Origin of the sequence: Scytonema sp. PRP1 (genome assembly GCF_036697665.2) — a bacterium.
In the GTDB taxonomy this organism is placed as follows: domain Bacteria; phylum Cyanobacteriota; class Cyanobacteriia; order Cyanobacteriales; family Nostocaceae; genus Kalymmatonema; species Kalymmatonema gypsitolerans.
In genome coordinates this window covers 74,253-98,874 of the sequence record NZ_JBAHYJ020000123.1, presented here as the reverse complement: position 1 = coordinate 98,874, position 24,622 = coordinate 74,253, and the positions used below count along the sequence as shown (strand labels likewise).

At 42.8% G+C, this 24,622-nt stretch carries 19 protein-coding genes and 3 pseudogenes; 10 read left to right on the top strand and 12 right to left on the bottom strand.

The genetic code is table 11. The features are described 5' to 3' along the window. The first annotated feature begins 109 nt into the window (after nt 1–109). The 6 genes and pseudogenes from V5G28_RS32700 (at nt 110) to V5G28_RS32670 (ending at nt 4,888) form a co-directional block, all read left to right on the top strand. Complete coding sequence (locus tag V5G28_RS32700) at nt 110–1,081, top strand: sodium-dependent bicarbonate transport family permease (RefSeq protein WP_332991548.1); 972 nt, start codon at nt 110–112, stop codon at nt 1,079–1,081. A 4-nt stretch (nt 1,082–1,085) separates the two neighbouring features. Further along, nucleotides 1,086–1,235, top strand: coding sequence for a hypothetical protein (locus V5G28_RS32695; RefSeq protein WP_332991546.1), 150 nt, complete (start codon nt 1,086–1,088; stop codon nt 1,233–1,235). Between the two features lie 276 nt (nt 1,236–1,511). Continuing rightward, the gene (locus V5G28_RS32690) at nt 1,512–2,186 is read left to right on the top strand and encodes a carbonic anhydrase (protein ID WP_332991544.1); all 675 of its coding nucleotides are present in this window, start codon (nt 1,512–1,514) and stop codon (nt 2,184–2,186) included. Between the two features lie 129 nt (nt 2,187–2,315). Further along, nucleotides 2,316–3,611 (top strand): proton extrusion protein PcxA, encoded by a 1,296-nt coding sequence (locus V5G28_RS32685; protein ID WP_332991542.1) that lies wholly within the window; start codon nt 2,316–2,318, stop codon nt 3,609–3,611. A 7-nt stretch (nt 3,612–3,618) separates the two neighbouring features. Continuing rightward, a pseudogene (locus tag V5G28_RS36955) lies at nt 3,619–4,002 on the top strand (alcohol dehydrogenase catalytic domain-containing protein); the annotation flags it as partial. Between the two features lie 31 nt (nt 4,003–4,033). Then, a complete protein-coding gene (locus V5G28_RS32670) occupies nt 4,034–4,888 on the top strand; it encodes a GNAT family N-acetyltransferase (RefSeq protein ID WP_332991539.1) in 855 nt (284 codons plus the stop codon). A 13-nt stretch (nt 4,889–4,901) separates the two neighbouring features. Here the strand turns inward: V5G28_RS32670 and V5G28_RS32665 are convergent, their stop codons facing one another. Continuing rightward, complete coding sequence (locus V5G28_RS32665; RefSeq protein WP_332991537.1) at nt 4,902–5,204, bottom strand: acylphosphatase; 303 nt, start codon at nt 5,202–5,204, stop codon at nt 4,902–4,904. A gap of 80 nt (nt 5,205–5,284) precedes the next feature. Here V5G28_RS32665 and V5G28_RS32660 point away from each other — a divergent pair, with 80 nt between their 5' ends. Further along, nucleotides 5,285–5,662 (top strand): DUF1823 family protein, encoded by a 378-nt coding sequence (locus V5G28_RS32660; protein WP_332991535.1) that lies wholly within the window; start codon nt 5,285–5,287, stop codon nt 5,660–5,662. Nucleotides 5,663–6,010: 348 nt separating this feature from the next. Here the strand turns inward: V5G28_RS32660 and V5G28_RS32655 are convergent, their stop codons facing one another. From V5G28_RS32655 to petB, 5 genes and pseudogenes are all read right to left on the bottom strand, one after another. Continuing rightward, on the bottom strand, nt 6,011–6,382 hold the full coding sequence (locus V5G28_RS32655; protein WP_096565098.1) for a hypothetical protein: 372 nt from the start codon (nt 6,380–6,382) through the stop codon (nt 6,011–6,013). An 87-nt stretch (nt 6,383–6,469) separates the two neighbouring features. Next, nucleotides 6,470–7,654: a glycosyltransferase gene (locus V5G28_RS32650; protein WP_332991533.1), complete on the bottom strand. Its 1,185-nt coding sequence runs from the start codon at nt 7,652–7,654 to the stop codon at nt 6,470–6,472. Nucleotides 7,655–8,508: 854 nt separating this feature from the next. Continuing rightward, a complete protein-coding gene (locus V5G28_RS32645; protein WP_096565094.1) occupies nt 8,509–8,946 on the bottom strand; it encodes an ATP-binding protein in 438 nt (145 codons plus the stop codon). A gap of 205 nt (nt 8,947–9,151) precedes the next feature. Beyond that, the gene (gene petD / locus V5G28_RS32640) at nt 9,152–9,634 is read right to left on the bottom strand and encodes a cytochrome b6-f complex subunit IV (protein ID WP_096565093.1); all 483 of its coding nucleotides are present in this window, start codon (nt 9,632–9,634) and stop codon (nt 9,152–9,154) included. A 195-nt stretch (nt 9,635–9,829) separates the two neighbouring features. Further along, nucleotides 9,830–10,476 (bottom strand): annotated as a pseudogene (gene petB, locus V5G28_RS32635) (cytochrome b6). 368 nt (nt 10,477–10,844) lie between these two features. On the opposite strand from petB, the pseudogene ctpA reads away from it, so the two are divergent. Beyond that, nucleotides 10,845–12,088, top strand: a pseudogene (ctpA, locus tag V5G28_RS32630) (carboxyl-terminal processing protease CtpA). An 80-nt stretch (nt 12,089–12,168) separates the two neighbouring features. Here ctpA and V5G28_RS32625 read toward each other — a convergent pair. After that, nucleotides 12,169–12,873: an MBL fold metallo-hydrolase gene (locus V5G28_RS32625; protein WP_332991526.1), complete on the bottom strand. Its 705-nt coding sequence runs from the start codon at nt 12,871–12,873 to the stop codon at nt 12,169–12,171. A gap of 194 nt (nt 12,874–13,067) precedes the next feature. Between V5G28_RS32625 and V5G28_RS32620 the strand changes: the two genes are divergently transcribed. Beyond that, the gene (locus tag V5G28_RS32620; protein ID WP_332991524.1) at nt 13,068–14,561 is read left to right on the top strand and encodes a site-2 protease family protein; all 1,494 of its coding nucleotides are present in this window, start codon (nt 13,068–13,070) and stop codon (nt 14,559–14,561) included. Nucleotides 14,562–14,735: 174 nt separating this feature from the next. On the opposite strand, the gene V5G28_RS32615 is transcribed toward V5G28_RS32620, so the two are convergent. The 4 genes from V5G28_RS32615 to V5G28_RS32600 form a co-directional block, all read right to left on the bottom strand. Further along, nucleotides 14,736–16,283 carry an HlyD family efflux transporter periplasmic adaptor subunit gene (locus V5G28_RS32615; protein ID WP_332991522.1) on the bottom strand — a complete coding sequence of 516 codons (1,548 nt, stop codon included), beginning with the start codon at nt 16,281–16,283 and terminating at the stop codon, nt 14,736–14,738. 182 nt (nt 16,284–16,465) lie between these two features. After that, nucleotides 16,466–19,447: a type I secretion system permease/ATPase gene (locus V5G28_RS32610; RefSeq protein WP_332991521.1), complete on the bottom strand. Its 2,982-nt coding sequence runs from the start codon at nt 19,445–19,447 to the stop codon at nt 16,466–16,468. 1,213 nt (nt 19,448–20,660) lie between these two features. Beyond that, nucleotides 20,661–21,227 (bottom strand): phycobiliprotein lyase, encoded by a 567-nt coding sequence (locus V5G28_RS32605; RefSeq protein WP_332991519.1) that lies wholly within the window; start codon nt 21,225–21,227, stop codon nt 20,661–20,663. A gap of 129 nt (nt 21,228–21,356) precedes the next feature. Further along, nucleotides 21,357–22,037 (bottom strand): HEAT repeat domain-containing protein, encoded by a 681-nt coding sequence (locus tag V5G28_RS32600; protein ID WP_332991517.1) that lies wholly within the window; start codon nt 22,035–22,037, stop codon nt 21,357–21,359. Between the two features lie 340 nt (nt 22,038–22,377). Here V5G28_RS32600 and V5G28_RS32595 point away from each other — a divergent pair, with 340 nt between their 5' ends. Then, on the top strand, nt 22,378–22,947 hold the full coding sequence (locus V5G28_RS32595; protein WP_332991515.1) for a fasciclin domain-containing protein: 570 nt from the start codon (nt 22,378–22,380) through the stop codon (nt 22,945–22,947). A 187-nt stretch (nt 22,948–23,134) separates the two neighbouring features. Here the strand turns inward: V5G28_RS32595 and V5G28_RS32590 are convergent, their stop codons facing one another. Beyond that, entirely contained in the window at nt 23,135–24,571 is a 1,437-nt protein-coding gene (locus V5G28_RS32590) for an MFS transporter (RefSeq protein WP_332991513.1), read from the bottom strand. Between the last annotated feature and the right edge of the window lie 51 nt (nt 24,572–24,622).

Below are 24,622 nucleotides of genomic sequence, written 5' to 3'. Positions count from 1 at the left end.
TCAAATATATTTACTGAAAGAGTTAACAATTAGTAACAATTATTTCCGTAAATCCTCTGATAGCGATTATCATTGTCGGTCTGATTTGCAAATATCAGGGTTAGTAGACATGAATTCAAGCCTTATCTTATCAAAGATATTAAATCCGGCAGTGTTGTTTTTCTTTTTGGGAATGCTGGCAATTTTTCTGAAATTGGATTTGGAAATTCCCCAGCCTTTGCCAAAACTGTTTTCTCTTTACTTGCTGCTTGCTATCGGGTTTAAGGGAGGATATGAACTTGAGGAGAGTGGAATTAATCCACAAGTAGCGTTGACACTGATAGCAGCTATATTTATGGCTTGTGTCGTCCCTGTGTACTCATTTTTTGTTCTAAAAATAAAACTTGATGCATATAATGCTGCGGCTATTGCTGCAACTTATGGATCTATCAGCGCTGTCACTTTTATTACTGCTCAGTCTTTTCTCAAAATACTTAACGTTACCTCTGATGGATACATGGTAGCAGCTTTGGCGCTGATGGAATCTCCAGCAATAATTGTGGGGATTGTTTTAGTAAGAGTATTCGGTCAAAAGAAAGAGAATGGTGAATTTTCTTGGAATGAAGTTTTACGAGAAGCTTTCCTCAATGGTTCTGTCTTTCTCTTAGTTGGTAGTGTGATTATCGGCATATTAACAGGGCATAAAGGATGGGAAAAGCTACAACCATTCACTCAAGAGATATTCTACGGAGTTTTAGCATTTTTTCTACTAGATATGGGAATGGTAGCCGCTAGAAAAATCAAAGATTTAAGGAAAACAGGTTCTTTTTTAATTGCTTTTTCTGTATTTATGCCTGTTGCCAATGCAATTTTGGGAATAATTATTGCCAAACTCATCGGTATACCACAAGGTAATGCTCTTTTGTTTGCCGTTCTTTGTGCGAGTGCCTCTTACATAGCAGTTCCTGCAGCAATGAGGATGACAGTTCCGGAAGCAAATCCGAGTTTGTATGTTTCTATGGCTCTGGCACTCACATTTCCCTTCAACATTATTATAGGAATTCCATTATATATGAACATTATTAAAATTATGGAGGTTTAGCAGAGTGGAAACAGTCAATAACTTAGAAATCATTTCTAATTTTATAGAACTACAACAAATTTTAGAAATTTTAGAAAAGGTCGGTTTATCTAGCTATACCATAATCAAAGATGTTACAGGTAAAAGTGATAGAGGCAAAGTCATTGATGATTGAGAAAAACCTGCACTATAAATGCTTATTTAATGAGTGTTTGTAACAACAACAAAAACATCAATTAGTGGAAATAATTATACTTACTTTCAAAAAAAAATGGATGCATATCTATTGTTTATGATGCTAAGTGGATTGCTCATTCAATGAGCTAAAAAGAGGGTTATTTGAAAAAGAAAGTCTCTAGTATTTACTAAAAAAATAATTTTTTTACGGAAAAGTCGCTAAATAATATGAAGTTTAAAAAGAAAGATTTATTTTTGAGAGAGGAATCAAATTGTGCCAATCAAACGCCTAATTGCAGGTCTTCATGAGTTTCATGACAACTATTTCATTACACATCGAGAGTTCTTTGAGCATTTATCTCACGGTCAAACTCCTGATGTTTTACTCATCACTTGCTCTGACTCTCGCATTGACCCTAATTTAATAACTCAAACCCAGCCAGGAGAGTTATTTGTTATTCGTAACATTGGTAATATTATCCCACCCTATGGAGCACCCAATGGTGGTGAAGGTGCTGGTATAGAATATGCTGTTCAAGCTTTGGATATTAAGGATGTGGTTGTCTGCGGTCATTCCCACTGCGGAGCCATGAAAGGACTCTTGCAAATAGGTAATCTTGCTCACCAGATGCCCTTAGTATACGATTGGTTAAGGCACTATGGTGAACCTACCCGTCGTCTTGTCCTAGACAACTACAAGGATTATCCTAGTGATAAACTATTAAAGATTGCAATTGAACAGAACGTCCTGACACAGATAGAAAACCTGGAAACTTACCCAGTGATTCGCTCTAGACTTCACAGCGGTCAACTCACTCTTCATGCCTGGATTTACGAAATTGAGAGTGGAGAAGTCTTCACATATGATGCTAGCACCAGACAATTTAAACTTTTACAAAATCGTCCATTGCCTGTACCAAATCCTCTTATAGGTGTACACTCAGAATAAGCTATCTATTTACTAAGTTATTAATTAAGAATGGCTAATGAGTAATAAATAAATATTATTACTTATTAGCCATTATCAATTTTTCAATACCAAAACAACAGCAAAACACATAGTTGATCAATATTTACCATGAAAGCTTCATTCTTCAATAAAAATACAGGGTTTATCCGCCAAAAAATTAAAGAATTCTTACAACGTAGTCAGCAATGGTTATTCAAGACGCCAGAAAGAGCGCTATCAGAAGCTTACCAGGCGGCTCATATAATTAAAAATATTGAAATAGAACAGTTTGGTGGTAAAACAATATCTCCTGAGTCAGCCAATTATAGTGAAAGTGTAATGGCTTATTGGCAGGTATCCCTTCAAAAAAAATTAACGATCATCAAAGTAAAATTGGCAGAATTTCGATTCAGCTATTCTCTTCTAAATATATCAAATCCCGTTTTTTTGGAAAAATTAAAGTTTATCGATGAGGTAAGTTCTAAGTATATTACACAAGATATTACACAACTGGAAAATAGTGACAACGATAGAATACCAGTTTCTCAAGCATTACAAATAAATGATAATGCAGTTAATAACCACTTAGATTCTTCTCAGAGCAACAATATGAAAGTTGACCCTGTTTTTCAAAAAACAGGTGCATTTCCGAGATCCATTGGCAGAACACTTAATAAAATTAAGGGAGATTTTTCTCCACAAGCAGAAGAAAATTTTGTAAGAAATTTTCAAATTTCTAGAAAGAGAACAAGAACTGCTATAAGATTTTTGGCAATGCTAGTTATTGTACCTCTTTTAACTCAGCATTTATCTAAGGATTTTTTAATTAATCCAATAGTAGAGCGGATTAGAGGTGAAAATTTAACTCAACTTTTCCTTAATAATGAAATGGAGGAAGAAGCTCTTAGCGAATTAAAAACTTTTGAAAAAAAACTAAAATTTGAGAGCTTAATTCGCCAAGCCCCGCCAATTTCTGCTGAAGTAATAGAAGAACAAGTGAAAAATAAAGTTCGTGAAATTGCTGAGGAATTTCGAGGGAAAAGTAATGAGGCTATTAGCAATGTTTTTGCTGATGTGATGTCCCTTATAGCTTTTGCATTAGTCATTGTTACAAGCAAAAGAGAAATTGCGATTGTAAAATCTTTTATAGATGATGTTATCCATGGTCTAAGCGACAGTGCCAAGGCTTTCATAATTATTCTATTCACAGATATATTTGTTGGATTCCACTCACCACATGGTTGGGAGGTGATTCTTGAAGGATTCGCAGAACATGTGGGGCTTCCAGCAAATCAAAGTGTGATTTCTCTTTTTATTGCCACTTTCCCTGTGATTTTAGATACGATTTCTAAATACTGGATATTCCGCTATCTCAGTCGGTTGTCTCCTTCAGCATTGGCTACATTGAAAGAAATGAATGACTAAATGGCTTATGCCTGCGATGATTTTGGAGACGCTGCGAAAACCTTTGCGGTTTGCCGATTTGCCAGTGCCAAAACCTAATCCCGAACAAGTATTAATTCACATTCATGCTTGTGCTGTATGTCGGACAGATTTGCACATTGTGGATGGGCAATTAACGTACCCAAAATTACCTCTGATATAGCCGCTGCCATGTTGGTTAGGACAAAGACCGCTAGGGATAGGTGTAACCAGCGGCTCTGTTAAATTTGCCAATGTCCTAAGCTGTCTGACCACGGCTATACCTGGACATCAAATTGTTGGTACAGTGGAGGCAATTGGGGAAGGCGTGGAGAAATTTCAGGTGGGCGATCGCGTTAGTGTTCCCTGGTTAGGTCATACTTGCGATTGCTGTCGCTGTTGGTAATTGACTAAATATTTATATTTTGGATGTTCAATTTCTCAATGCAGGGCTAAATGAGATGAATCAGGTTTTGCACGTATCGACACCCAACTTAGTGACAGCACTCGAAACCAATATGTTCGGATTCTTGATGAAGTTTGGTCGTGCGCCACATCGAGAACTCTATGAAGGATCTAACCTAATCCGGTTTACCAGTGGCATTTCCTTTCCGTTTTTCAACGGAGTTTTGCGTGCCCAACTCAACTCTGAGTCTATCGATACAATCATTACGGAAACTCTCAACTACTATACTGCACACCAGATACCGATGTTTTGGTGGACTGGACCTGCTACCCAACCGCCCGACCTGGGAATTCACTTGGAAGCCCAGGGATTGATTTCTAAGGGTGAATTGCCTGTTATGGCGATTGATTTATCGGCTGTACCACAAGAGGAGTCTTTGCCAGCAAATCTGGAGATCACCTTGGTTAACGATATCGAAAGCCTCAAGCATTGGGTACGGATAGCAATGGTCGGTTTTGAGATTCCCGATGAAATATTCGACGATCTATTTGAGTTGGAACTCAGCCTGGGAATTGATTCCAAGCAGCAGTATATACGTTTTCTTGGCTGGTGGAAAGGTTTGCCAGTGGCAACGTCAGCTTTATATTTAGATGCAGGGGTGGCTGGTATCTACTATGTCGCTACACTACCAGAAGCACGACTACAGGGGTTTGCAACAGCAATGGTGCTAGCCGCCCTACACAAAGCTCGTGCCCTAAAATACTATGTGGGGACACTGCAAGCTTCGCAAATGGGAGTGAACGTGTATAATCGGATGGGATTTCAGGAGTACTGCAAGATGGGTCTTTACCTTTGGACGGGTAAACCAAGTTAGCATAAATGCTTACCTACTCAAAACGCCTGACTTGAAATCCCTGCAATCCTTCGGGTTCCTCATATTCTACGAATACATCTTTAACCATTGCGGCGGGAGGTCCTTGGTAACACCAGCGAATCATCTGTTCTACAACCCCTTGCTTACCTTCAAATACTGCTTCCACTCGATCATCAGGGAGGTTGCGCACCCAACCTGTTAATCCCAGCTGGGTCGCTGTATCCACAGTGGCGTAGCGATAGCCTACCCCTTGAACTCTCCCAGAAATGATGACATGAGCGCGGACTTGCTTGGAGTGCGGTGTGGTATTCTGCATTAACTGGTCAAGTCTTTACTATTTCCAGCCTACCCTGTTTATTATGCACCAGAGAATTCTTAATTCCAACTAATTTGTTTATGTCAAACTTGCCACCACTCAAAACAGAAACTATTTGGGCAATTCTCAATGAGGAAATTGATGATGCTACAGTCAACCAATTGGTATGGCACTGCTTGGGGTATCGCTACAACTCCTCAACTCAACAGTGGGATACTCAGGAAGTCGCACCAGAATGGCGGGATGAGTACTCAGAACCACCGGATTTTATCGACTCTCGCCCTGCAACAGTTAAGTTGACTCGTTCGATTCCTTCAGAGAACAAACAGCTCTTGAAAGAAAAACTGGGTTTCAAAGGTTACAAAATTGGTGAGTTTGGACCTCGGCAAACGCGGAGGGCAACAGCTGCGAACTGGTTGTTAAGTTATATACAACTCAATAGCAGTAAATTTGAGTAAAAGAATTACAACCACAGATGCACACAGATTAACCTTGCCCTCGAGCGAAGCGTAGACGCCCGGAGGGCGGTGAGACAGCGCTGCAGGAGGGTTTCCCGACAGCAGGCGACTGCGTAAGCGCAAAGCGCAGGCTCCGCCAACGCGCAGCGTGACCGAAGGTCTTACCCGAAGGGCTTCCCGGAGGGTAGGGACAGATAATTTATTTGTATGCATCTGTAGTTTCATTTTCATAACTCTTGACTTTTGCAAGAAGCTTAATGACTCATAAAAATGATCAGGGAGCGTTAACGCACCCTAAAGCTTGAGAATTCAGTTTACAAAGTCAAGTTTTTGACTCATGAGTGATGACTAATCATCAAGTACTTTGCTAGACACTTCGACTGCTGTCACATCTATTGTGCCTTCAGGTGCGAAGCGCTGAAAATGTCCCTGTTGCACCAATAACTGCTCCCCACAGTTAGGACATTGCAATTGAGTGTTATTTAAACCTGTAAATTCATATCGACAAACGGGACACTGGTCACTCGCCAAGTTGTATTGCAGCCACCAGCGAAACCCAAAATACACGAGAATGGGTGTCAACAACAATAGCCCAACAATAATCACTAAGGAGTTAACCAACCAGCCCAAGCCTAATGACCCAAGCAACCATGTAATTGCTAGCAAGGTGAGCCAAGGGCGTAAATTAGACAAATTAAACTGAAACGTTTTAAGGCTCATTTTTTAAATGTCGTCCTGCTCTCCCTCTAGGATAGCGATTTTACTAGGAAGTCAATAGTCAATCGTTAATGGTCAATCGAATTTTGACTATGGATTGTTGACTAAGGACAAAAGCTGCTCTTTCAACCGGTTCTGGAAAGCATCGATACCAAATAGGGCGATCGCCTGTTCTCGCAGCCATTGTCCATCACAACGTCGGTCATCTCCTTTGAGTATTTCTATACAAGCCGCCGCCACAGCATTTGGATCACGGTGTGGGACTCGCCATCCCAGTTTACCATCCTGTAACGGATCGGCTGATCCATCTGCATCACCAGACAGCACAGGCACACCACAAGCCATTGCCTCTAGGTACACAATACCAAAGCCTTCTTGGGAAGGCATCACGTAGGCATCAGCAAGACGGTAATGTTCTACCAATTCTTCTGTAGGAACAAAGCCAGCAAAGATTACGCGATCGCCTACGCCCAAATCTTCAGCTAGCTTTGCTAATCGAGGTTGGTCATCTCCACGACCAATGACCAAGTATTTTACCTCAGGGAAAACATCAGCTATTTGTGGTAACGCCTGAATTGTGACATCTACACCTTTATAAATATCACCTGACCACAGTCGCGCTACGGTCATCAGTACCTTTGCTTTTGTCAAACCATACCGCTCTAATAACGCTGTTGATTTTGTTCCTGGAGTAAAGTCATTACCATTTACAGCACAAGGTAATAATTTTACTTGATTAAGGTCTAGCTGATTAACTGCACAGGCAACTTGACGAGTGTAACGGCTAACTGTCCAAATTTGCGCGGCTTTTTGCAGGCTGGATTTTATGGAAGTTGGTAACGGTTGCCAAACCTCTTTACCATGAGTCATGACTGTGTAAGGAATTCCCAAAGGTTGACACAACAGACCAACCAATGGCGCAAGGTTCACATGACCGCAAAAGACGTGCTGTGGTCGCTGGCGCAACAAATGAAAGAGTAACGCCATAGCCATTCTTACTCGTTCCAGTAGGGGAGATTTGGATTTGAAGTAATGAAATTTTAAACTTTCTGACTCAAAAGGATTAAAGCAGCTAGCACTATCCCTGAGTAAAAATACTTGTGCATCGAAAGGTTCGTCCAATGCTAAATAAGCTCGAAAAATATCCTTTACATATGATTGAATTCCGCCTTCTCGTTCAAAAACTTGTATGAACACGAAAACATGATGAACTTTTGTTTTTAAATGTTGACTAAAATCTTTGTCTTTTCCCACTTGAATGATTGGTATTTTCATCGAAAACTCCTGGGTCTGAAACCTCGTCCTTCTAGGACGGCAATACACATTCTTTGTGAACCATTACCGCCTTGGGGTTACTTGAATCGGTGTAATGAGTGTGTTGTACTTTCAAGCTTGACAATTACCCTTACGGGTTCGCCATGTACCTCCAACGAGGGAGACCCTCCTTCAGTACTGGCTCACCATTTCAACTCGTTCACCCCAACGGGAGAGCCAGTTCCCTGGGCGTGGGAAACCCGCCGATGACTGACTGGACTCACCTGTACGCATAACGGTTTTGCTCCCAAGAGCCTCGCTTTCGCGCGTAGCTGCACTGGACAAAGTTATTGGTCGGTACTATAGCGGTTCTCGCTTGGGTGCAGTACATTCTGACCTCTCCCCAACCCCTCTCCTGCAAGGAGAGGGGCTTGTTCCCCCTTCCCTTGTAGGGAAGGGGGCTTGGGGGTTAGGTCTTGTATTTGAATCAACTGAGAATCGCTATATATCAAAGACACTGGCTTAACCCTCTAAACCTGTTTAATCCTTGATTCTCAAGCGCAGGACTGGCTGCGCATCCGTAGGTAGAAACTTAAACACTTGCCAATAACGTAGTACACGGCGGTACTGAGTCGGGTCAACTAATCCGTTTGACTTGAGGCGCTTAAGCCCCTAGCATGGACGGCAGGGGTGTTGACCTATATTCACGTTTACAGAGAAATACCCCTCTTTATATTTATTTAGTCAATAATTTATTTGGTTAATAAATGACTTTACAGGCAAAGTCAGGGAGTATTTTCCTCCAACACTCCCCGCTTTCCCAAAGCCTTAAACACCCTGCATTTGTCCTTGCTTATTTTTGTTTGCCCTGACTGCTACCCCTGTAAACCATACTTGACGATGAGCAGACAATTTCTTCCATCCGCACCACGTTCGTAGACAACATGGTCTGCCAAGCGCCGCAGGAGAAACCATCCATAGCCCCCAACTTGGAGAGTACCTGGTTCTGGCTCTGTGATCGCATCGGGATTAAAGGGTTTTCCATAATCCCAGATTCTAACCTCTAAGCGATCAATCCACAAAGAAACATCAATTTCTATGGTTGTTTCCGGTGGTAAGGCATGATGAGCATGACGCACAGCATTGGTAAAGCCTTCTGCTAATGCTAAATTGAGGCGATAGAGTTGGCTTTCTGACCAACCAAGTTGAGGCAAGTGTTGCAGACAAAATTGTTCAAACCATTGTTGCACCTGGTTTAGAAGCTTTAGTTCGCTCTTCACCGTCAGATGGTCTTGCTGCACTATGCTTAGCATTGACCTTGACTTGAATGTAAGTAAGTGAAAGTTTGTACCTTTTGTATATTACAGACTTAAGATTCTGAAATGACATCTGTATACAAAATTAAAATCCAAGATGCAACCTGGATGATTAAAATTGACGCCTGTTGATTTCTCCAGAAAAGCACATCTGCACTTGCCGAGAAACTCACAGGCGTCAAAGCGCTTTGTGGCGACTAATTTAGAAAAGCCCAAAGGTGAAGGACTTATCTATTGGGAAAGTAGCACCAATTCCCAGCCACAGAGTAATCAAGGTGCCAAGTAAGAACATTGTAGTCGCTACTGGGCGGCGGAAGGGATTTTGGAACTTATTGACGTTCTCAATAAACGGAACAAGAATCAGTCCTAGGGGTACGGAACCCATCAATACCACTCCTAAGAGTTTGTTAGGAACTGAACGCAAAATCTGAAATACCGGATAGAGGTACCACTCCGGTAAAATTTCCAGCGGTGTAGCGAAGGGATTCGCTGGTTCCCCGGTTAAAGCGGGGTCTAACACAGATAGAGCCACGATACAAGCGAAAGACCCCATAATCACAACAGGGAACACGTACAGCAGGTCATTCGGCCAAGCTGGTTCGCCGTAATAGTTGTGACCCATGCCTTTCGCCAGTTTGGCTCTTAAATTTGGATCGCTCAGATCAGGTTTTTTCAGTGTTGCCATTTTTTAATGTGCTCTCCTGCTTAAGTTGATTTAAAGCTTTTGCTAAAGCCATCAGAAGCGCGAGCATTAGCTTTTAGCTTAAGATGCGGGGGTTTGTTTTTTTGTTTCTTATGTTTCTGTTTGATTGTTCATAAGTTTAAAACAAACGACTCCCGGATTGAAACTATCAGCTCATGCCCGGCTCACGACTTGTAATTACAATGGACCAGAAATGCCTTGCTTGCGAATCATCAAGAAGTGCAACAGCATGAAGACGGCAATCAGCCAAGGCAGCACAAAGGTGTGTGCGCTGTAGTAGCGAGTCAGCGTTGCTTGACCGACACTCGAACCGCCGCGCAACAAATCAGCTATCAGCGTACCGACCACGGGAATAGCTTCTGGTACACCGCTGACGATTTTTACAGCCCAGTAGCCAACTTGATCCCAAGGCAGCGAGTAGCCAGTCACGCCAAAGGAAACGGTAATCACCGCTAAGATGACACCAGTGACCCAAGTCAGTTCGCGGGGCTTTTTGAAACCACCCGTCAGGTAAACCCGGAAGGTGTGCAAAATCATCATTAGCACCATCATGCTGGCAGACCAGCGGTGAATGGAGCGAATCAGCCAGCCGAAGTTCACTTCATTCATGATGTGCTGCACCGACGTATACGCTTCGGCGACCGTTGGTCTGTAGTAGAATGTCATGGCAAATCCAGTGGCAAACTGGATGAGAAAGCACGTTAAAGTAATTCCACCCAAACAGTAGAAGATGTTGACGTGGGGGGGACGTACTTGCTGGTGACATCTTCAGCTAGCGCTTGAATCTCCAAGCGCTCCTCAAACCAGTCGTAAACGTTAGCCATACAATCTCAAGTTCCTAGAAATCGATTCGCGGTTGATAAACTTCCCAATCAGCAGTTTTGGGATTTTAGCAAAAAAGAATTTGCTCGCGCAGCTTTTGAGCAATCAGAGTGTTCATAGTTTAAATAAAACTTTACACTCTGAAAAGAGGGTATTTATTGCGCTCTCCTCGCATCCAAACACACGAGATGTGGATACAAAGTAGATTTTATCTCTTTAGAAGTGGAATGCGCTTTGATCTGTTGACTGAACAACTTGATGAGAGCAATGCACCACTTCTATAAAAAAAGTAACATAGTCGAGAGATAGATTTCATCAAAAAGCTAGCTAGCTGGGCAAATGGCAATTTGGGTTGAACGTGGAAGTGAAAATGGGGTTCATGCACAAAAAGGTTTTTCGGGCGGGACTGTCACTGTTATTAGCATTTTGGGTGTTTTTTGGCAGCTTTTGCCAACCTGCCTTGGCTTTGAGCGACGAACAAAAGCTCGTAGCAGAAGTGTGGAGAATTGTTAATCGGACTTATCTGGATGAAACATTTAATCATCAAAACTGGGCATCGGTGCGGCGACAAGCTCTGGAAAAGCCATTCCAAGACCACGAAGCGGCTTATTCTGCCATTCAAAATATGCTCAAGAGCCTTGACGATCCTTTTACCCGCTTTTTAAACCGAGAACAGTACCGCAGTCTACAGGTCAATACTTCTGGGGAACTAACGGGAGTGGGATTACAAATTGCCCTCAATCCCGAAACTGGTAAATTGGAGGTTGTGGCTCCCATAGCGGGTTCACCAGCAGAAAAAGCTGGAATTAGACCGCGCGATCGCATCTTGAAAATTGAGGGCATCTCTACAGAAAAACTTACCCTAGACGAAGCCGCAACCAAGATGCGCGGACCGATTGGTAGTGCTGTCACCCTGTTCATTCAACGAGAGGGAGAAGAGGAATTGGAAATTAAACTGGTGCGCGATCGCATTGCGCTTAACCCAGTTGTTGCTGAATTACGCTCTTCCCCGGAAAAAACATCTATCGGCTACATTCGCCTCACACAATTTAATGCCAACGCTCCAATGGAATTAGCACACGCTATTTCCAGTCTAGAAAAAAAGGGGCTGATGCCTACATTCTCGATTTGCGAAATAATCCAGGCGGATTGTTACAAGCAGGAATTGAAATTGCCCGCTTGTGGTTAGAGTCTGGTACTATTGTTTACACTGTAAATCGCCAAGGCATTCAGGGGAGCTTTGAAGCTTTTGGTTCAGCCATAACTCGTGACCCGTTGGTTGTTTTGGTCAATCAAGGAACCGCTAGCGCTAGCGAGATTCTTGCTGGTGCATTGCAGGATAACGGTCGTGCCGTTTTGGTAGGAGAAACCACCTTTGGTAAGGGCTTGATTCAATCTTTATTTGAATTGTCGGATGGTTCAGGCTTAGCTGTCACCATTGCTAAGTATGAAACCCCCAACCACCGCGATATCAACAAACAAGGTATAAAGCCAGATAAAGTCATTTCCTCTGAACCAATCACGCGTGAACAAATTGGTACCGAAGCAGATGTTCAATATCAAGCAGCCTTGGAACTTTTGGCGAAAAACTCTGTAGTGGCGGGAGCAGCGTGAGAAAAGAATGAAGAATGAAGAAGAAACAAGGAAGAACGAAGCATAAAATTTTTCTTTCTTGACTCTTGTTTCTTCTTTCTTCACTCTTTAAAAGAGGCGAGGCGTTCATAAGCATTATCTATGACTCGCTTGCCCCGGAGAAAGCCTGTATTTCCACCGGGGCAAATGTATTGGAGTGTTTTTGGTGTAAAGCGTTCTAGTAATAACTTGACACTGTTGATTTGTCGCAACCAGTGAAAGGTTTTGGTTGTTCGTAGGGGTACAGGTTCACCTTGTTGGTTGGGGAGAAGATGACGCCCAGAAAACAGTACACCTCCTTGGTCATGGTAGTACAGGCAAGACGAGCCAGGAGAATGACCAGGTGTCCAAATCAATTGTGCTGTTGAATTTAAGGTAAAATCTATACCAAAGGTCGTTAGGGCTAGTCCGGGTAATAAGTAAGCTTCTTGCTCTTGAATCAGAACCTCACAACTTAAGGCTTGCTGAATTTCTGCTGTTTTCCCAATAGCGCCGCGATGAGTGAGAAATAGGTAACGCACGCCTCCATGCGATCGCAAAAAATCTTGATTGATTTGATCCCAAGCAGGACAATCTATCAGGATATTGCCTTTGTTTCCTACAATAAAATAAGCAGTCCCCCCTAATGTGTCCCTATTTGGTGGAAATGCAAAAATTGGATTTCCCCCCCAGTCTGATTGGAGGTTTCCTTCGCTCGGGACTTCGTCACAGAAAACTGCCCGTGGTAGCTTGGCTGTATAACTAGACTCTTGAGGCAAGGGACACATGAGAAAAACCGCGTTCTTATGAGGAGTTGTAAAAATCGGGTCACAGTTTTGCACTTTTACAGTGGCAACTTCAAAGACCAGTACCGTTGACCGTTGTAATAAAAATTAACTTTTGGGGACATATGCTTGTAGGAAGTGCTGCAAAGCTCTGGACTACAAGCAAGATTTAACATCTCAAAACAACTCAAGATAACATGAATTTCTGGTTTCTTCTTCTACTGGGACTCCTAACTTATTTAATGGTGCAGCGCAGTGTTGCTCAAATCACCAAAACACCTGTGTGGCTACTGTGGCTGGTACTCATGATACCAGCACTGCTATGGACGACTTGGACAATGATATACGGGGCAAAACAACCTCCGCCAAGAGCGTTGATGATTTGGCCATTAATCATTTGTCCTTTGTTATACTGGGTGTTGTTTCAGTGGGGTCGCCGCTCACTCAAGCAGACTCATAGTGAACCGCAAAAAGCACTCTTATCACAACTGGATAGACATAATCTGGATATACATAATACTGCAGAACCAGTACCAGTGCGTCCCATAGAACCCCAGGAAGAAACCCAGCTACGAAATTGTTTTCCTTGGTCTGTATACTACCTTCAAAACATTGAGTATCGACCCCAGGCAATAATCTGCCGAGGTCAGTTGAGAAGTACAGCAACAAACGCTTATGAGCGGATTAAGGCAAATATTGAAGCGCAATTTGGCGATCGCTTTTTAATTATCTTTCAAGAAGGTTTGAGTGATAAACCTTTCTTTGTGCTTGTTCCCAATACCCAAGCGGCAAAAACTAATACTCGCGATCAGCAGAAGATAACGCGACCAGGATTAGCGCTCATGCTGCTAGCTGTAACATTGGTAACAAGTACCTTCGTGGGTGTGAAAGTTGCTGGTTTAAATCCTACGATACTCACATCCAACCCTGCGGAACTTCTGAAGGGATTGCCCTATGCTTTGGCGCTGTTAACGATTTTGGGCATCCACGAAATTGGTCACTATTTAACCGCGCGGTACTACAAAATTCGCTCGACGTTGCCTTACTTTATCCCGATGCCTTTCTTTTTGGGAACCTTCGGTGCATTTATTCAAATGCGTAGCCCAATTCCCAACCGCAAAGCTTTATTTGACGTAAGTATCGCCGGACCAATAGCTGGCTTTATAGCGACTTTGCCACTTCTGTTATGGGGTTTGGCTCATTCTGAGGTCGTTCCCCAAACTGAAAAAACAGGAATTCTAAACCCAGATGCACTCAATCCCAAATATTCAATCCTGCTAGCGCTGCTTTCAAAGCTAGCTTTAGGAAGTCAACTAACCGGAACATCAGCTATTGATATGCATCCAGTCGCAGTTGCTGGGTTTTTAGGGCTGATTGTAACGGCACTGAATTTAATGCCGGTAGGACAACTGGATGGAGGTCACATCATCCATGCGATATTCGGGCAAAGAACAGCAGTTGTGATTGGTCAAATTTCTCGCTTGTTGCTGCTCCTACTTTCTTTGATACAACCAGAATTTTTCCCCTGGGCGATTATCTTATTATTCCTGCCATTGGTAGATGAACCTGCTTTGAATGATGTCACCGAACTTGATAATAAACGTGACATCGGGGGATTGCTAGCAATAGCTTTGTTAGTCATGATTGTGCTGCCACTACCGCAAGCACTTGCTGGCTTGTTACGGATTTAACTTCAATGGACAAGGAAAACCTTACGATTTGTAGTCTAATCAAAGCGAAAATTGCTGTAACACAAGATGCACACAGATAATTAATTTGTGTGCATCTGTGGTTCTAAATACAGTTCTGGGACTTTTGCAAGATACTCGGTAGCTACACATTTTTGCCGAATACAGATATTATGATTATCTTGCAGTCTTCAAGCTATCAATTTGCTTTGTAAACAAATCACTGAAAATGCTCATGACAGTGCGATCGCGTACTTTAATATTGACAGTGACTGACATTCCCGATTGCAGAGGTAATTGCTGATTATTCACAACCAGAGATTGTCGATCCAAGCGAATTTTGGCAGGGAAACTGTCGTAAGGACGAATTTGTTCAGGTGGTAGAGCATCAGAACCAATCCAAACTAACTCACCTTTAAGCTCACCAAACTCAGTAAAGGGATAAGAGTCAATTCTCACATTAACTTTCATTCCCTTTTTTACAAAACCGATGTCTTTATTAGTGATAAAAACTTTAGCTGTGAGAGCTTCATCCGGTACAATTTTGACAACTGGTTGACTAGAATTCGCAACAAATCCTGGAGCCTTAGCTTGCAAATCGAAAACAATGCCATCGGCGGGAGAACGCAATTCTTGATATTGTAAAGTTACCTGAGTTTGGCTGATTTGACTGTCAATTTCAGCAATCCGCTTCTCATCTTCTATGATTGCCTTGTTCAACTCGCTATCGAGGTTAGCAATTTGTTTTTCATTGTCAGCAATTTTCGTGGATATTTCCTTTTTTGCACCAGCAATCGTATTTCTGATCTTTTCTTTTGATTGGGCGATCGCAAATTTTAAACGTGCTTGCTCCTGAACTAACTGTTCCACCTCAGCTTGCTGCTGGCTAACTTGCTGTTTTTGATTGAGGTATTGCAGACGAGAAATTCCTCCTTGTTTAGCAAGCGTCTCTATGTTGTTGAGAATTGTCTGACTCACTGCCTTAGTTTCTTGAGCAGAGGATAGCTGAATTTGAGTCTGACTCAGTTGTCTTTGTAATTTTTCTGTTTCCAATGCAGCATCTGCAAGTCGAGAATTTAATTCCGCTTTGCTAAATTCTAGACGTGCTTCTTCTTCTGGCGCTAACTGCGTATTTTGAACTCCACTCAACTGAGCGCGATACAACCGATTTTCTGCTATCAGTGCCATTCGGTTTTTTGTCAGAGAAGCTACCCCTGGTGGTAAATTGTTTTGTGAGATGGATAGCTGTGGGTTTGATAAAGCATTTTTCGCAACAAGTTGAGAGCGGTAGAATTGAATTTCTTGCCTCAATGTATTGCGAACTTTCTGTAGAGACAGTAGTTGAGATTTTGCTGCTGTTGGATCTAGCCTCAACAGTAAATCGCCACGACGTACTTTTTGTCCGTCCTTGACATAAACAGCTTTAACAACCCCGTTTACAGGAGTCTGTAATTCTTTGACGGTATCTTGCGGTTCTAGCTTTCCTTGAGCTGGAATTGCTTCCTCAATTTTGGCTACATTCGCCCAAATTACCACCAAAGTTGTCATTCCTATCAGTCCCCAAAGAATAGTTCGTGACCAAAAAGGCGACTGTCTTAAAACAACAGATGGTGTAGATTCGCTATTCTCACGAGAAGATTTTACGAGTACTTTGATTTCACTCTCTAATATTCTTTGAGAGAGTAAAGGTTTTTGCTCAAATTTGGTTCCGTTTAGTTCACTCATAGCCATAGTCACCAGTTAAGAGTCAAGAGTTGTAAAGGCGCTTTCATCTCTAGCGCGTCTGTACATTAGAAACGCTTTTATTCAAGGCGTCTGTACATTAGTCAAGAATTAAGAGTCAAAAATTATTCTTCTTGTCTGCTACCCTGGTTTCCTGCTACCCTGTTTTCCTGCTTCTGGTCTGTTTAAAGTTGTGATTCCTGTTGTTGATAAAGGCAGTAGTAACGTCCTTGTTGCGCCATTAGTTCATCGTGGGTTCCCTGTTCTACAACTAAGCCTTGATCTAATAGCAGAATGATATCAGCATTCTTCACTGTAGTTAGACGATGGGTAATAAAAAACACTGTTCTACCCCGAAAGGCAACTGCCAAATTCTGACAAGCTTGGCGTTCAGACTGGTAATCTAAAGCACTGGTTGCTTCATCCAGAATCAGCAAGCGGGGGTTTTGCAAAACTGTACGAGCGATCGCTATACGCTGGCGCTGTCCTCCAGATAACGCTGAACCTCTCTCCCCGACTCTAGTGTTGTAGCCATTGGGCAGAGACATAATAAAGTCATGAGCTACAGCAACTTTGGCTGCTGCGATAATTTCTTCAGTGGTAGCATCGGGATTTGTCAGCGCAATATTTTCCTGTATAGTACCGTCAAACAAAAGTGAGTCTTGAAGCACCATACCAATCTGACGGCGCAGCGAATAGAGTTCTATTTTAGCGATGTCGTAGCCATCTACCAGAATTCTCCCAGACTCCAAGTCATATAGTCGCGGTAAAAGCTTGGTCAAAGTACTTTTCCCAGAACCACTTTGTCCTACAATGCCGACAAATTTTCCTGCTGGAAAATCAAGGTTAATATTATTCAACTGAAGTGGACCATTGGGCGTAAAACGAAACGAGACGTTTTCATACTTAACAGCGCCTTTAATCGGGGGTATTGGAATATTTTTGCGGTCTTCTTCGTCAGTTTCTGACGGAGTATCCAAGATGTCAGCGAGGCGTTCCAAAGAGAGAGCCGTTTCTTGAAAGTTTTGCCACAATTGCGTTAATCGTAGTAAAGGAGCCGTGACGTAGCCAGCGATAATGCGGAAGGCAATGAGTTGTCCTAAGGTAAGTTGTCCTTTCAGTACTAGGTAGGCTCCCACCCATAACACAAATAAGGAAGAAACTTGGTTAAGAAAATTGCTAGTGACACTAGCAGCAGTGGAAGTGACAACAGTTTGAAAACCAGCAGTCACATAGTTACTGTAGTATTGTTGCCATTGCCAGCGCGATCGCAACTCAATATTTTGCGCTTTCACTGTTTGAATTCCTGACAGCGCTTCTACTAAATAAGATTGTGTTTGGGAATAACGCTCAGCTTTGGTACGCAGTTGTCGGCGCACTATGGAGGAAAAAAACATCGTCATCACAGCAAACACGGGTACAGTTGCCAAAGCAACAAGAGTCAGTATCCAACTGTAGAACACCATCACCACGATGTAGATTGCACCAAAAACTGCGTCCAACACGACTGTTAAAGCAGTTCCTGTCATAAAAGAGCGGATATTTTCCAACTCATTAGCACGAGTCGCTAGTTCCCCTACAGGACGCCGTTCAAAATAGCGCAAGGGTAAACGGAACAGACGGTCAATAATTTCTGAGCCTAAAGTCAGGTCAATCCGGTTAGTCGTATCGACAAATAAATAAGTGCGGACACTAGTTAAAAGTCCTTCAAAAACAGCCATAATGAATAGCAAAACACCCAACACATTCAGCGTTTCAAAGCCGTTTTGAATAATCACTTTGTCGATAATTATCTGGATGACTAAGGGATTCGCCAGACCAAAGACTTGGACAAAAAAGGAAGCAATTAGAACTTCGAGTAAAACTTTGCGGTATTGCAGCAGCGAAGGGATAAACCAACGTAAGCTAAACCGCTGTTTAGGGGTATGTTTGGCAACCTTGAGCAGCAATACCTGACCTTCTTCGCCCCAATTCTCAACAAAATAGTCAGGCTCTTGCTGGATAATGCCAACTTCTGGTACACCTAGCACCAGCTTCTTTTCGCTAATTTCATAAATAATTGCGAAAGTATCTTGCCAGCGAATCATCGCAGGAGCTTGCAGTTTTGTGATTGCTCTGGCTGACACAGTTATAAATTGAGTATTTAACCCGATGAGTTCAGCAACCGCACCGCAAAGCTGTAGTGAAAGGGTTTGAGTACGCTCAACCTGGTTGGTCAAGACTTGATGAATCACATCCCGGCGAAAGGGCATATTTAAATGCTGGCTCAGCATTTGGAAGCAAGCCAAAGTCGCGTTTAGAGGACCTCTGCCATGAACATGAGGATATTTTGGCTGTGATTGACTGCTCGATGGTTTTTCTGGCTGGCGAGGATGGTCAGGTGCATAAGGTATTTGAGCCAGCAAGGGGTTTATCCTTGAGGAATCTCTGATTGCAGACGCAGACGCAGAAAGGGTTGCCCGAGGCAAACCTACCAAGCGAACATAACCAAAACTCTCGACCTCTAGATAGGTTACGACATTTTCTAGGTCTAAACGACTTCCCACAGGAAAATCTTTTAGCATCCCGCCACTGACAAACCACACCAGTTCAGGGTCTAGCTGCTCCAAAGGTATTCTTTCCTCTAGGAACGTGCAGACAACTGCTTCGTCTAAAACTTCTAAAGTTAATTCTTTGATATCTGTCACACCATATGAAACTAGCACAGCTTCACTATCCGCTCGCGGTCCTAATTCAGCACTCAGTAGCTCAAAAACTTCAAGAGCACTACAGCGATTCTCAAAGTAAATACCTACGGCAGGAGAATTTCTGAGCAACGCTAAAAACTCTGTGGCGCTCAGAGTCAGACAAACGGTTTCTGTAGAAGCTATGACTGTTTCGGATGGAATCCCCCTTAGCAAACTAGTCCAACCCAGAATTTCTCCGGTTTTAACTAATTGTAGTGTTTCAGGCATCTGAGTATTAGGGTCATAACTCAGCAAGCGAGCCTGTCCTTCATAAATGATTGATATTTGAGTAGGCATTTGATCCCGCACCAAAACGTTCTGACCCATGCGGTAACGCAACATCTCAAACTTAGGAATTAATTTTGCCAGCTCTGATGTTGGCAGTTGATTGAAGGGGAATAATTCAGAGATGAACTCTTGTATAGAAGCGGTATAAGTCATGCGGTTTTGGATTAGCTATTTGTCCTTAGTCATGAGTCATTAGCCAAAAGTCTCAGACTTTTGACTTTCATGCCACTACTTTTAATCCCTTTCGCCCTATGCCTGGGGCACGCCAAAGGCGAACGGGTATCTCCTCCGGAGACCCTACGCGTGCCTTGCAAAGCCAGGAGCTTACGCTAACGCGTTCACTGTGCCCATGCTTGATTCGGGAGCAGCTAGCTGTGCTAACGCCGCTCTTGCGTGCCCACGGTGAGGGGTTTATGCCAGTTCCCGGTTGTTGGGACTTACCAAGAGTGCTGCTCGATCGCTGGCTCTTTCATGGGAACTTGAAGTTCCCCATCTGTGCACCTAGATTAACAAGGGGATATGGGCTGATAAGGTCACAACAGAAGTTAATTGTTTATCCCTGCTTTTTGAGCCATATTTCAAACAGTTTCTCTCTTGAGTCGCTAGCACATTGGTTGCTCCAATCGTGCAAAGATAAATTTCTTCAGGCACTGCAATACAAACCACTCTCCCATCTCAGTGGAACGTCAAAGTTAATTTGGTTTAGTTATGGCAGATGTTTGCACCAATATTGAATAGAGTGCTTTCGGTAGTTTTCTGTGTTGTTGTGTTACTGACTCCCCTAGCCCGTCTATGGGAGATTCAAACAACCCTGGTTATTTTTTGGTAAGCACTCCTGCTTGCACTTTATTTTACTTTGTCGGGAATGAAAAATCAGCACAATATTAATTTAAGTGTGATTTTAAGGAAATTGTACCCTAAAAGCACATCTTATTTTGCAAAACTTTACACAAGCTGGGATGCTTTTACTGTAATATTGATATATTTTTTACTCAAAAAGTATAGTGAAAAGTTTTAAGAAAAACTTTACCAATCAAATAGCCCCCGGTAACGGGGGCTATTTGATTTAAAACTTTAACTATCTTGACATTCCCACGGCTAAAAAGCGATGGGATTCTTGGGCTGAGAGCGCGCTTTTAGCTTGCGCCTAGTTGCGTCTTACTTTCTCATGTCACACCGTTGCAGATGCTTCCTCAAGCGTTAATTTCCGTGTGCCCCACGGTATTTAATTAATAGTACCACAGCCGCTCTAGAGCACTTGGACAAATCTAGACAAAGTTAAACAACGTTAAAGAATCCCCCAGCTTTTTGTTAACTTACGCGATCGCGATCGTTTCATAGCTGTGGGGAATATCAATAAGCAAAACTAACTTAATGCTGAGTTCGTTGCCTCAGAAGCTTTTGCTGTAGGCTGACTTCCACCCATACGAATCTCAGAAGTGAACGAAGCCATACTAAAGCCACCAAAACGTTTCAGCACACTCACGCGCATCCGTAAATTGGGACTGGCAAACCACAAGCGTTCCTCAGACCACATAGTTTCATACTCTGTTGTTAGAGTCAACGCCTCATCATTGCCCATCTTGTAGCGTCCGGCGACTGGGGCTTTCTCGGCATAGCCCATTTCCCGCAGCAACTTGCCTTCATTGGGATTATCTTCGTCTGGAACGGCAACCAACACTGTAGAACCTGTGTGCTTTTCTTCATCCCATTCCATCGTGCCATTCCAAGTGACTCTAGCACCACAGGAAGCGCCTTTCGGGTCAATATCGTACTGTTGACATAGTTTGACCACTTCTGGATGTGAAGCCGGCAGCGTCTCTATCATAATGTCTGATTTGCCGTCTTCTGATTGCTTAAAAGCCAGATGGTGACTGGTACGATGGGAAAACCATTTACCAACGCTCAGTTGAAAAAACTCTTCTATATTCATCAATGAAATTACCTTGCTTCAAAATCCTTTTCTCTTACTTATTCCAAGGTAGCAGGAGCGAGGTCCCAGGGATGAGGAATTAGGGAGTGATTTTGACCGTACTCCCCGCGCTTTTTTCTGTACACACCTTTAAGCTTGATTTCCTGCTTCTTCCAACCGTTTAAGGGAAATCCTCGCCGCCTCAGCAACGTGTTTATGGTTATCTTTTTCCAGGTATTTTAAAGCTGAAACACTCTTGGGACTAGGAAGATGACCTAAGGCTTCTGCAAGACGCTGGCGCACTAACCAATCTTCTGATTGGGCAAAGCGCAGAATTTTATCTACTGACTCGATGTCTTTGATTTCTCCTAGTGCGGCGATCGCTGCTTGGTGTAAGACAACTTCCTCGCTATCCAATGCCTTAATGAGGATATCACGGGCGCGGAGGTCTTTAAGATTACCAAGAGCTACGGCTGCACTAAAGCGTACTAGCCAGTCTGTATCCTCATAAAATATCCGCATCAGCGGTTCAACAGCTCGAACATCTTGTAAGTATCCTAAAGCACCTGCAGCGTCAGCACGGATACCATAATCTGGGTCGGTTTCCAGAATTCGCACCAAAATTGGGTAACATTCTTCTGTTTGCTTGATTCCCAAGGCAAAAATTGCCATTGATCTGATTTGCAGTGATTCGTCATCCAATACCTTTTTAATTAAAGGCACTGCATCCTCTGCGGGAATATTCCTCAACGAAGCAAGGGCTACCATGCGATCGCCCGAATTTAAACTTTCTAACCGAGTGGAAATTTCTTGTAAGCTTGGGGCTGCCATTTAGTCTAAAGCCTTTTTTCCATTCATGTTTATATTAAGTATTATTATAAATTCTCAGACAACTTAGCTAATATAGATCGGTGCGCATATCCGTACCAAGTTTGTCCAAAGATACAACTATACAACCTGCCGTCAAGCCTACACCAGCGATGCTAACGAAGCTTTGCAAATTTCAACCCTGTTTGGTAGATAAAAGTTAACTTCTGAGTGTTTGCAAAAGACAACTGCCTGATAACCTCCTAGTTCTAGGCTTACGGAAATTTTGTTAAAATTTTTGCCGATACGGAAACAAATCGTAATAAGAAGAGTCATATATTAACATCGTGTCAAGCTAACACCCATGAAAGCCCAACAATCTCAACACTTATTTAATAAAGCAGTTGGTATTGCGATCGCTGCAGCTAGTCTTTTGGTCAGCGTTCCAACGTTCGCTGGTTCTCACCCAGCTTCATCGACCAAGCCTGCTACATCGGTTTCTCAAGCAACTGCTACAGGTACAATTGTCGATGTTGCCAGCGCCAATCCTTCTTTCAAAACCTTGGTAGCAGCTTTGAAGGCAGCAGATCTTGTAGACACTCTGTCTGGTAGTGGTCCATTTACTGTATTTGCACCCACAGATGCTGCATTTGCAGCTCTACCAAAGGGAACCTTGCAAAAACTGCTCAAGCCAGAAAACAAGGCAACCTTGCAAAAGATTTTGACCTACCATGTTGTGCCTGGCGCAGTTGATTCTAAAACTATCAAGTCTGGTCAAGTCAAGACAGTTGAAGGTACCGCAGTTAACGTTAAGGTTAATAACGGTAGTGTAATGGTGGATAAGGCAAAAGTCACTAAAGCAGATATCAAAGCTACTAATGGCGTGATTCATGTGATTAATAAAGTGCTTCTTCCTGCTGATGTGAAACTGTAGTATCTCCTTACAGCAATTTTCAAATCAATAGATTACACATAAACCTCTCTCCAAATCTCTTTTCTGTAAAGAGAGAGGCTTTTAACCTCCAGCCCCAACTTTTGCAAGGGTTGAGGCTGAGGGTTAAATCTGATGTTGGTAATTCATCTAACTGAAAACTGGTGTAAGGACATTGAGGGCAATACATTTACTTCTGACGTTCCTTAAGCTTTAGTAAAATTTGTGCATGCATCTCACGGGTCAGTGGGTAAAAATACGTTAAAACTAAGCCACAAATCAAAGCGATCGCTGGTATGGGACCAATAGAGAAGCGAATCACTTGTAATACCGAATCTGGTTGGATTGGTAGCGGGATTTCGTTTGTGGGTTTAATATAACCAGCTATACCTAACCTTTGTAAAACAACGTTAACTGCAATCCCCAAGCAGATTTTTTGGACAAACACTATAAAACTATAAAAAATGCCTTCTCGTCGCTGACCGGTGTTTAATTCATCGAGTTCAATCACATCAGGTAACATCGACCAGGGAACTAGATAAGCCGTAGATACTCCAAAACCTGCTAAGACTGCTAAAACGTACATCAACACAACTTGACCTGGCTGTACGAAAAAGAGTCCACTCTGGGCGATCATCCACACACTCATTCCCATAAAGTAGACGGCTTGTTTGCCGTAGCGCCGACTGATGGCACTCCAAACAAAGAGCATAGACATAGCAGTTCCTTGCACCGCCAAAAGCACTAAGCTAATGTGCCATTGCGGAAGACGCATCCAACTGGTGACAAAGTACGGAATAATACCAGCAGTTAGCTGCACAGCTAACCAAGAACACAGATAAATCCCCACGACAAATAAGAAAGGGCGATTGGTAAAAGCAATTTTGAGTTGCTGCAATAATGGAATAGAGATTTGCTCGGTTTGGGGGTGTAACTTTGCTACAGCTTGGGCGCGTTTTTTGGTTCCCCAAACACACCAATACACGGGCAAAACAGAGATAATGGCACAGATGGCTCCTAGTAATAAATACTGTTGGCTGCGGTTACTAGGAATGATTAGAGAGATGACTAAACCGATAACTAGAGCAAGAATGCTACCGCCAATAGAAAAGGTAAAGCGAAAACTGTTGAGACTGGTGCGTTCGTCGTAGTCTTGGGTGAGTTCTGCTGTCAGAGCAGTGTATGGTAAATTGACGACTGTATAAAAGGCATTAAACAAAATCGAAATAGCAGTGTAATACCAAAACAAGCCCCACTGATTCGCCTGATCGTTATTACTGAAGTGGGGCACAATCCACTGCAAAAAAAAGAAAATTCCAAAGGGAATTGCTCCCCAGATCATCCAGGGATAACGCCTTCCCTGCTGACTTTGGGTGCGATCGCTCAACACCCCCACCATCGGATCGTTCACCGCATCCCAAACTTTTCCGACGAGTTGGGTTTGTCCTGCTAATTGCGGATTTAAACCAGCTACATCTGTAAGGAAGGGCGACAAATAAGAAATCCCAATCATAGCAGTGATCGCCGTACCCAAATCCCCAGCACCGAAAGCAAGTTTGGTACTCAAATCCAGTTTTTCACTTTCAGGAGTCTGTTGGGAAGAGCCATCAGAAGCAGAATCGCTCATAATATCTTGCGCTCATATTAAAATCAAAGGAATTTGTCATACATTCTTAGC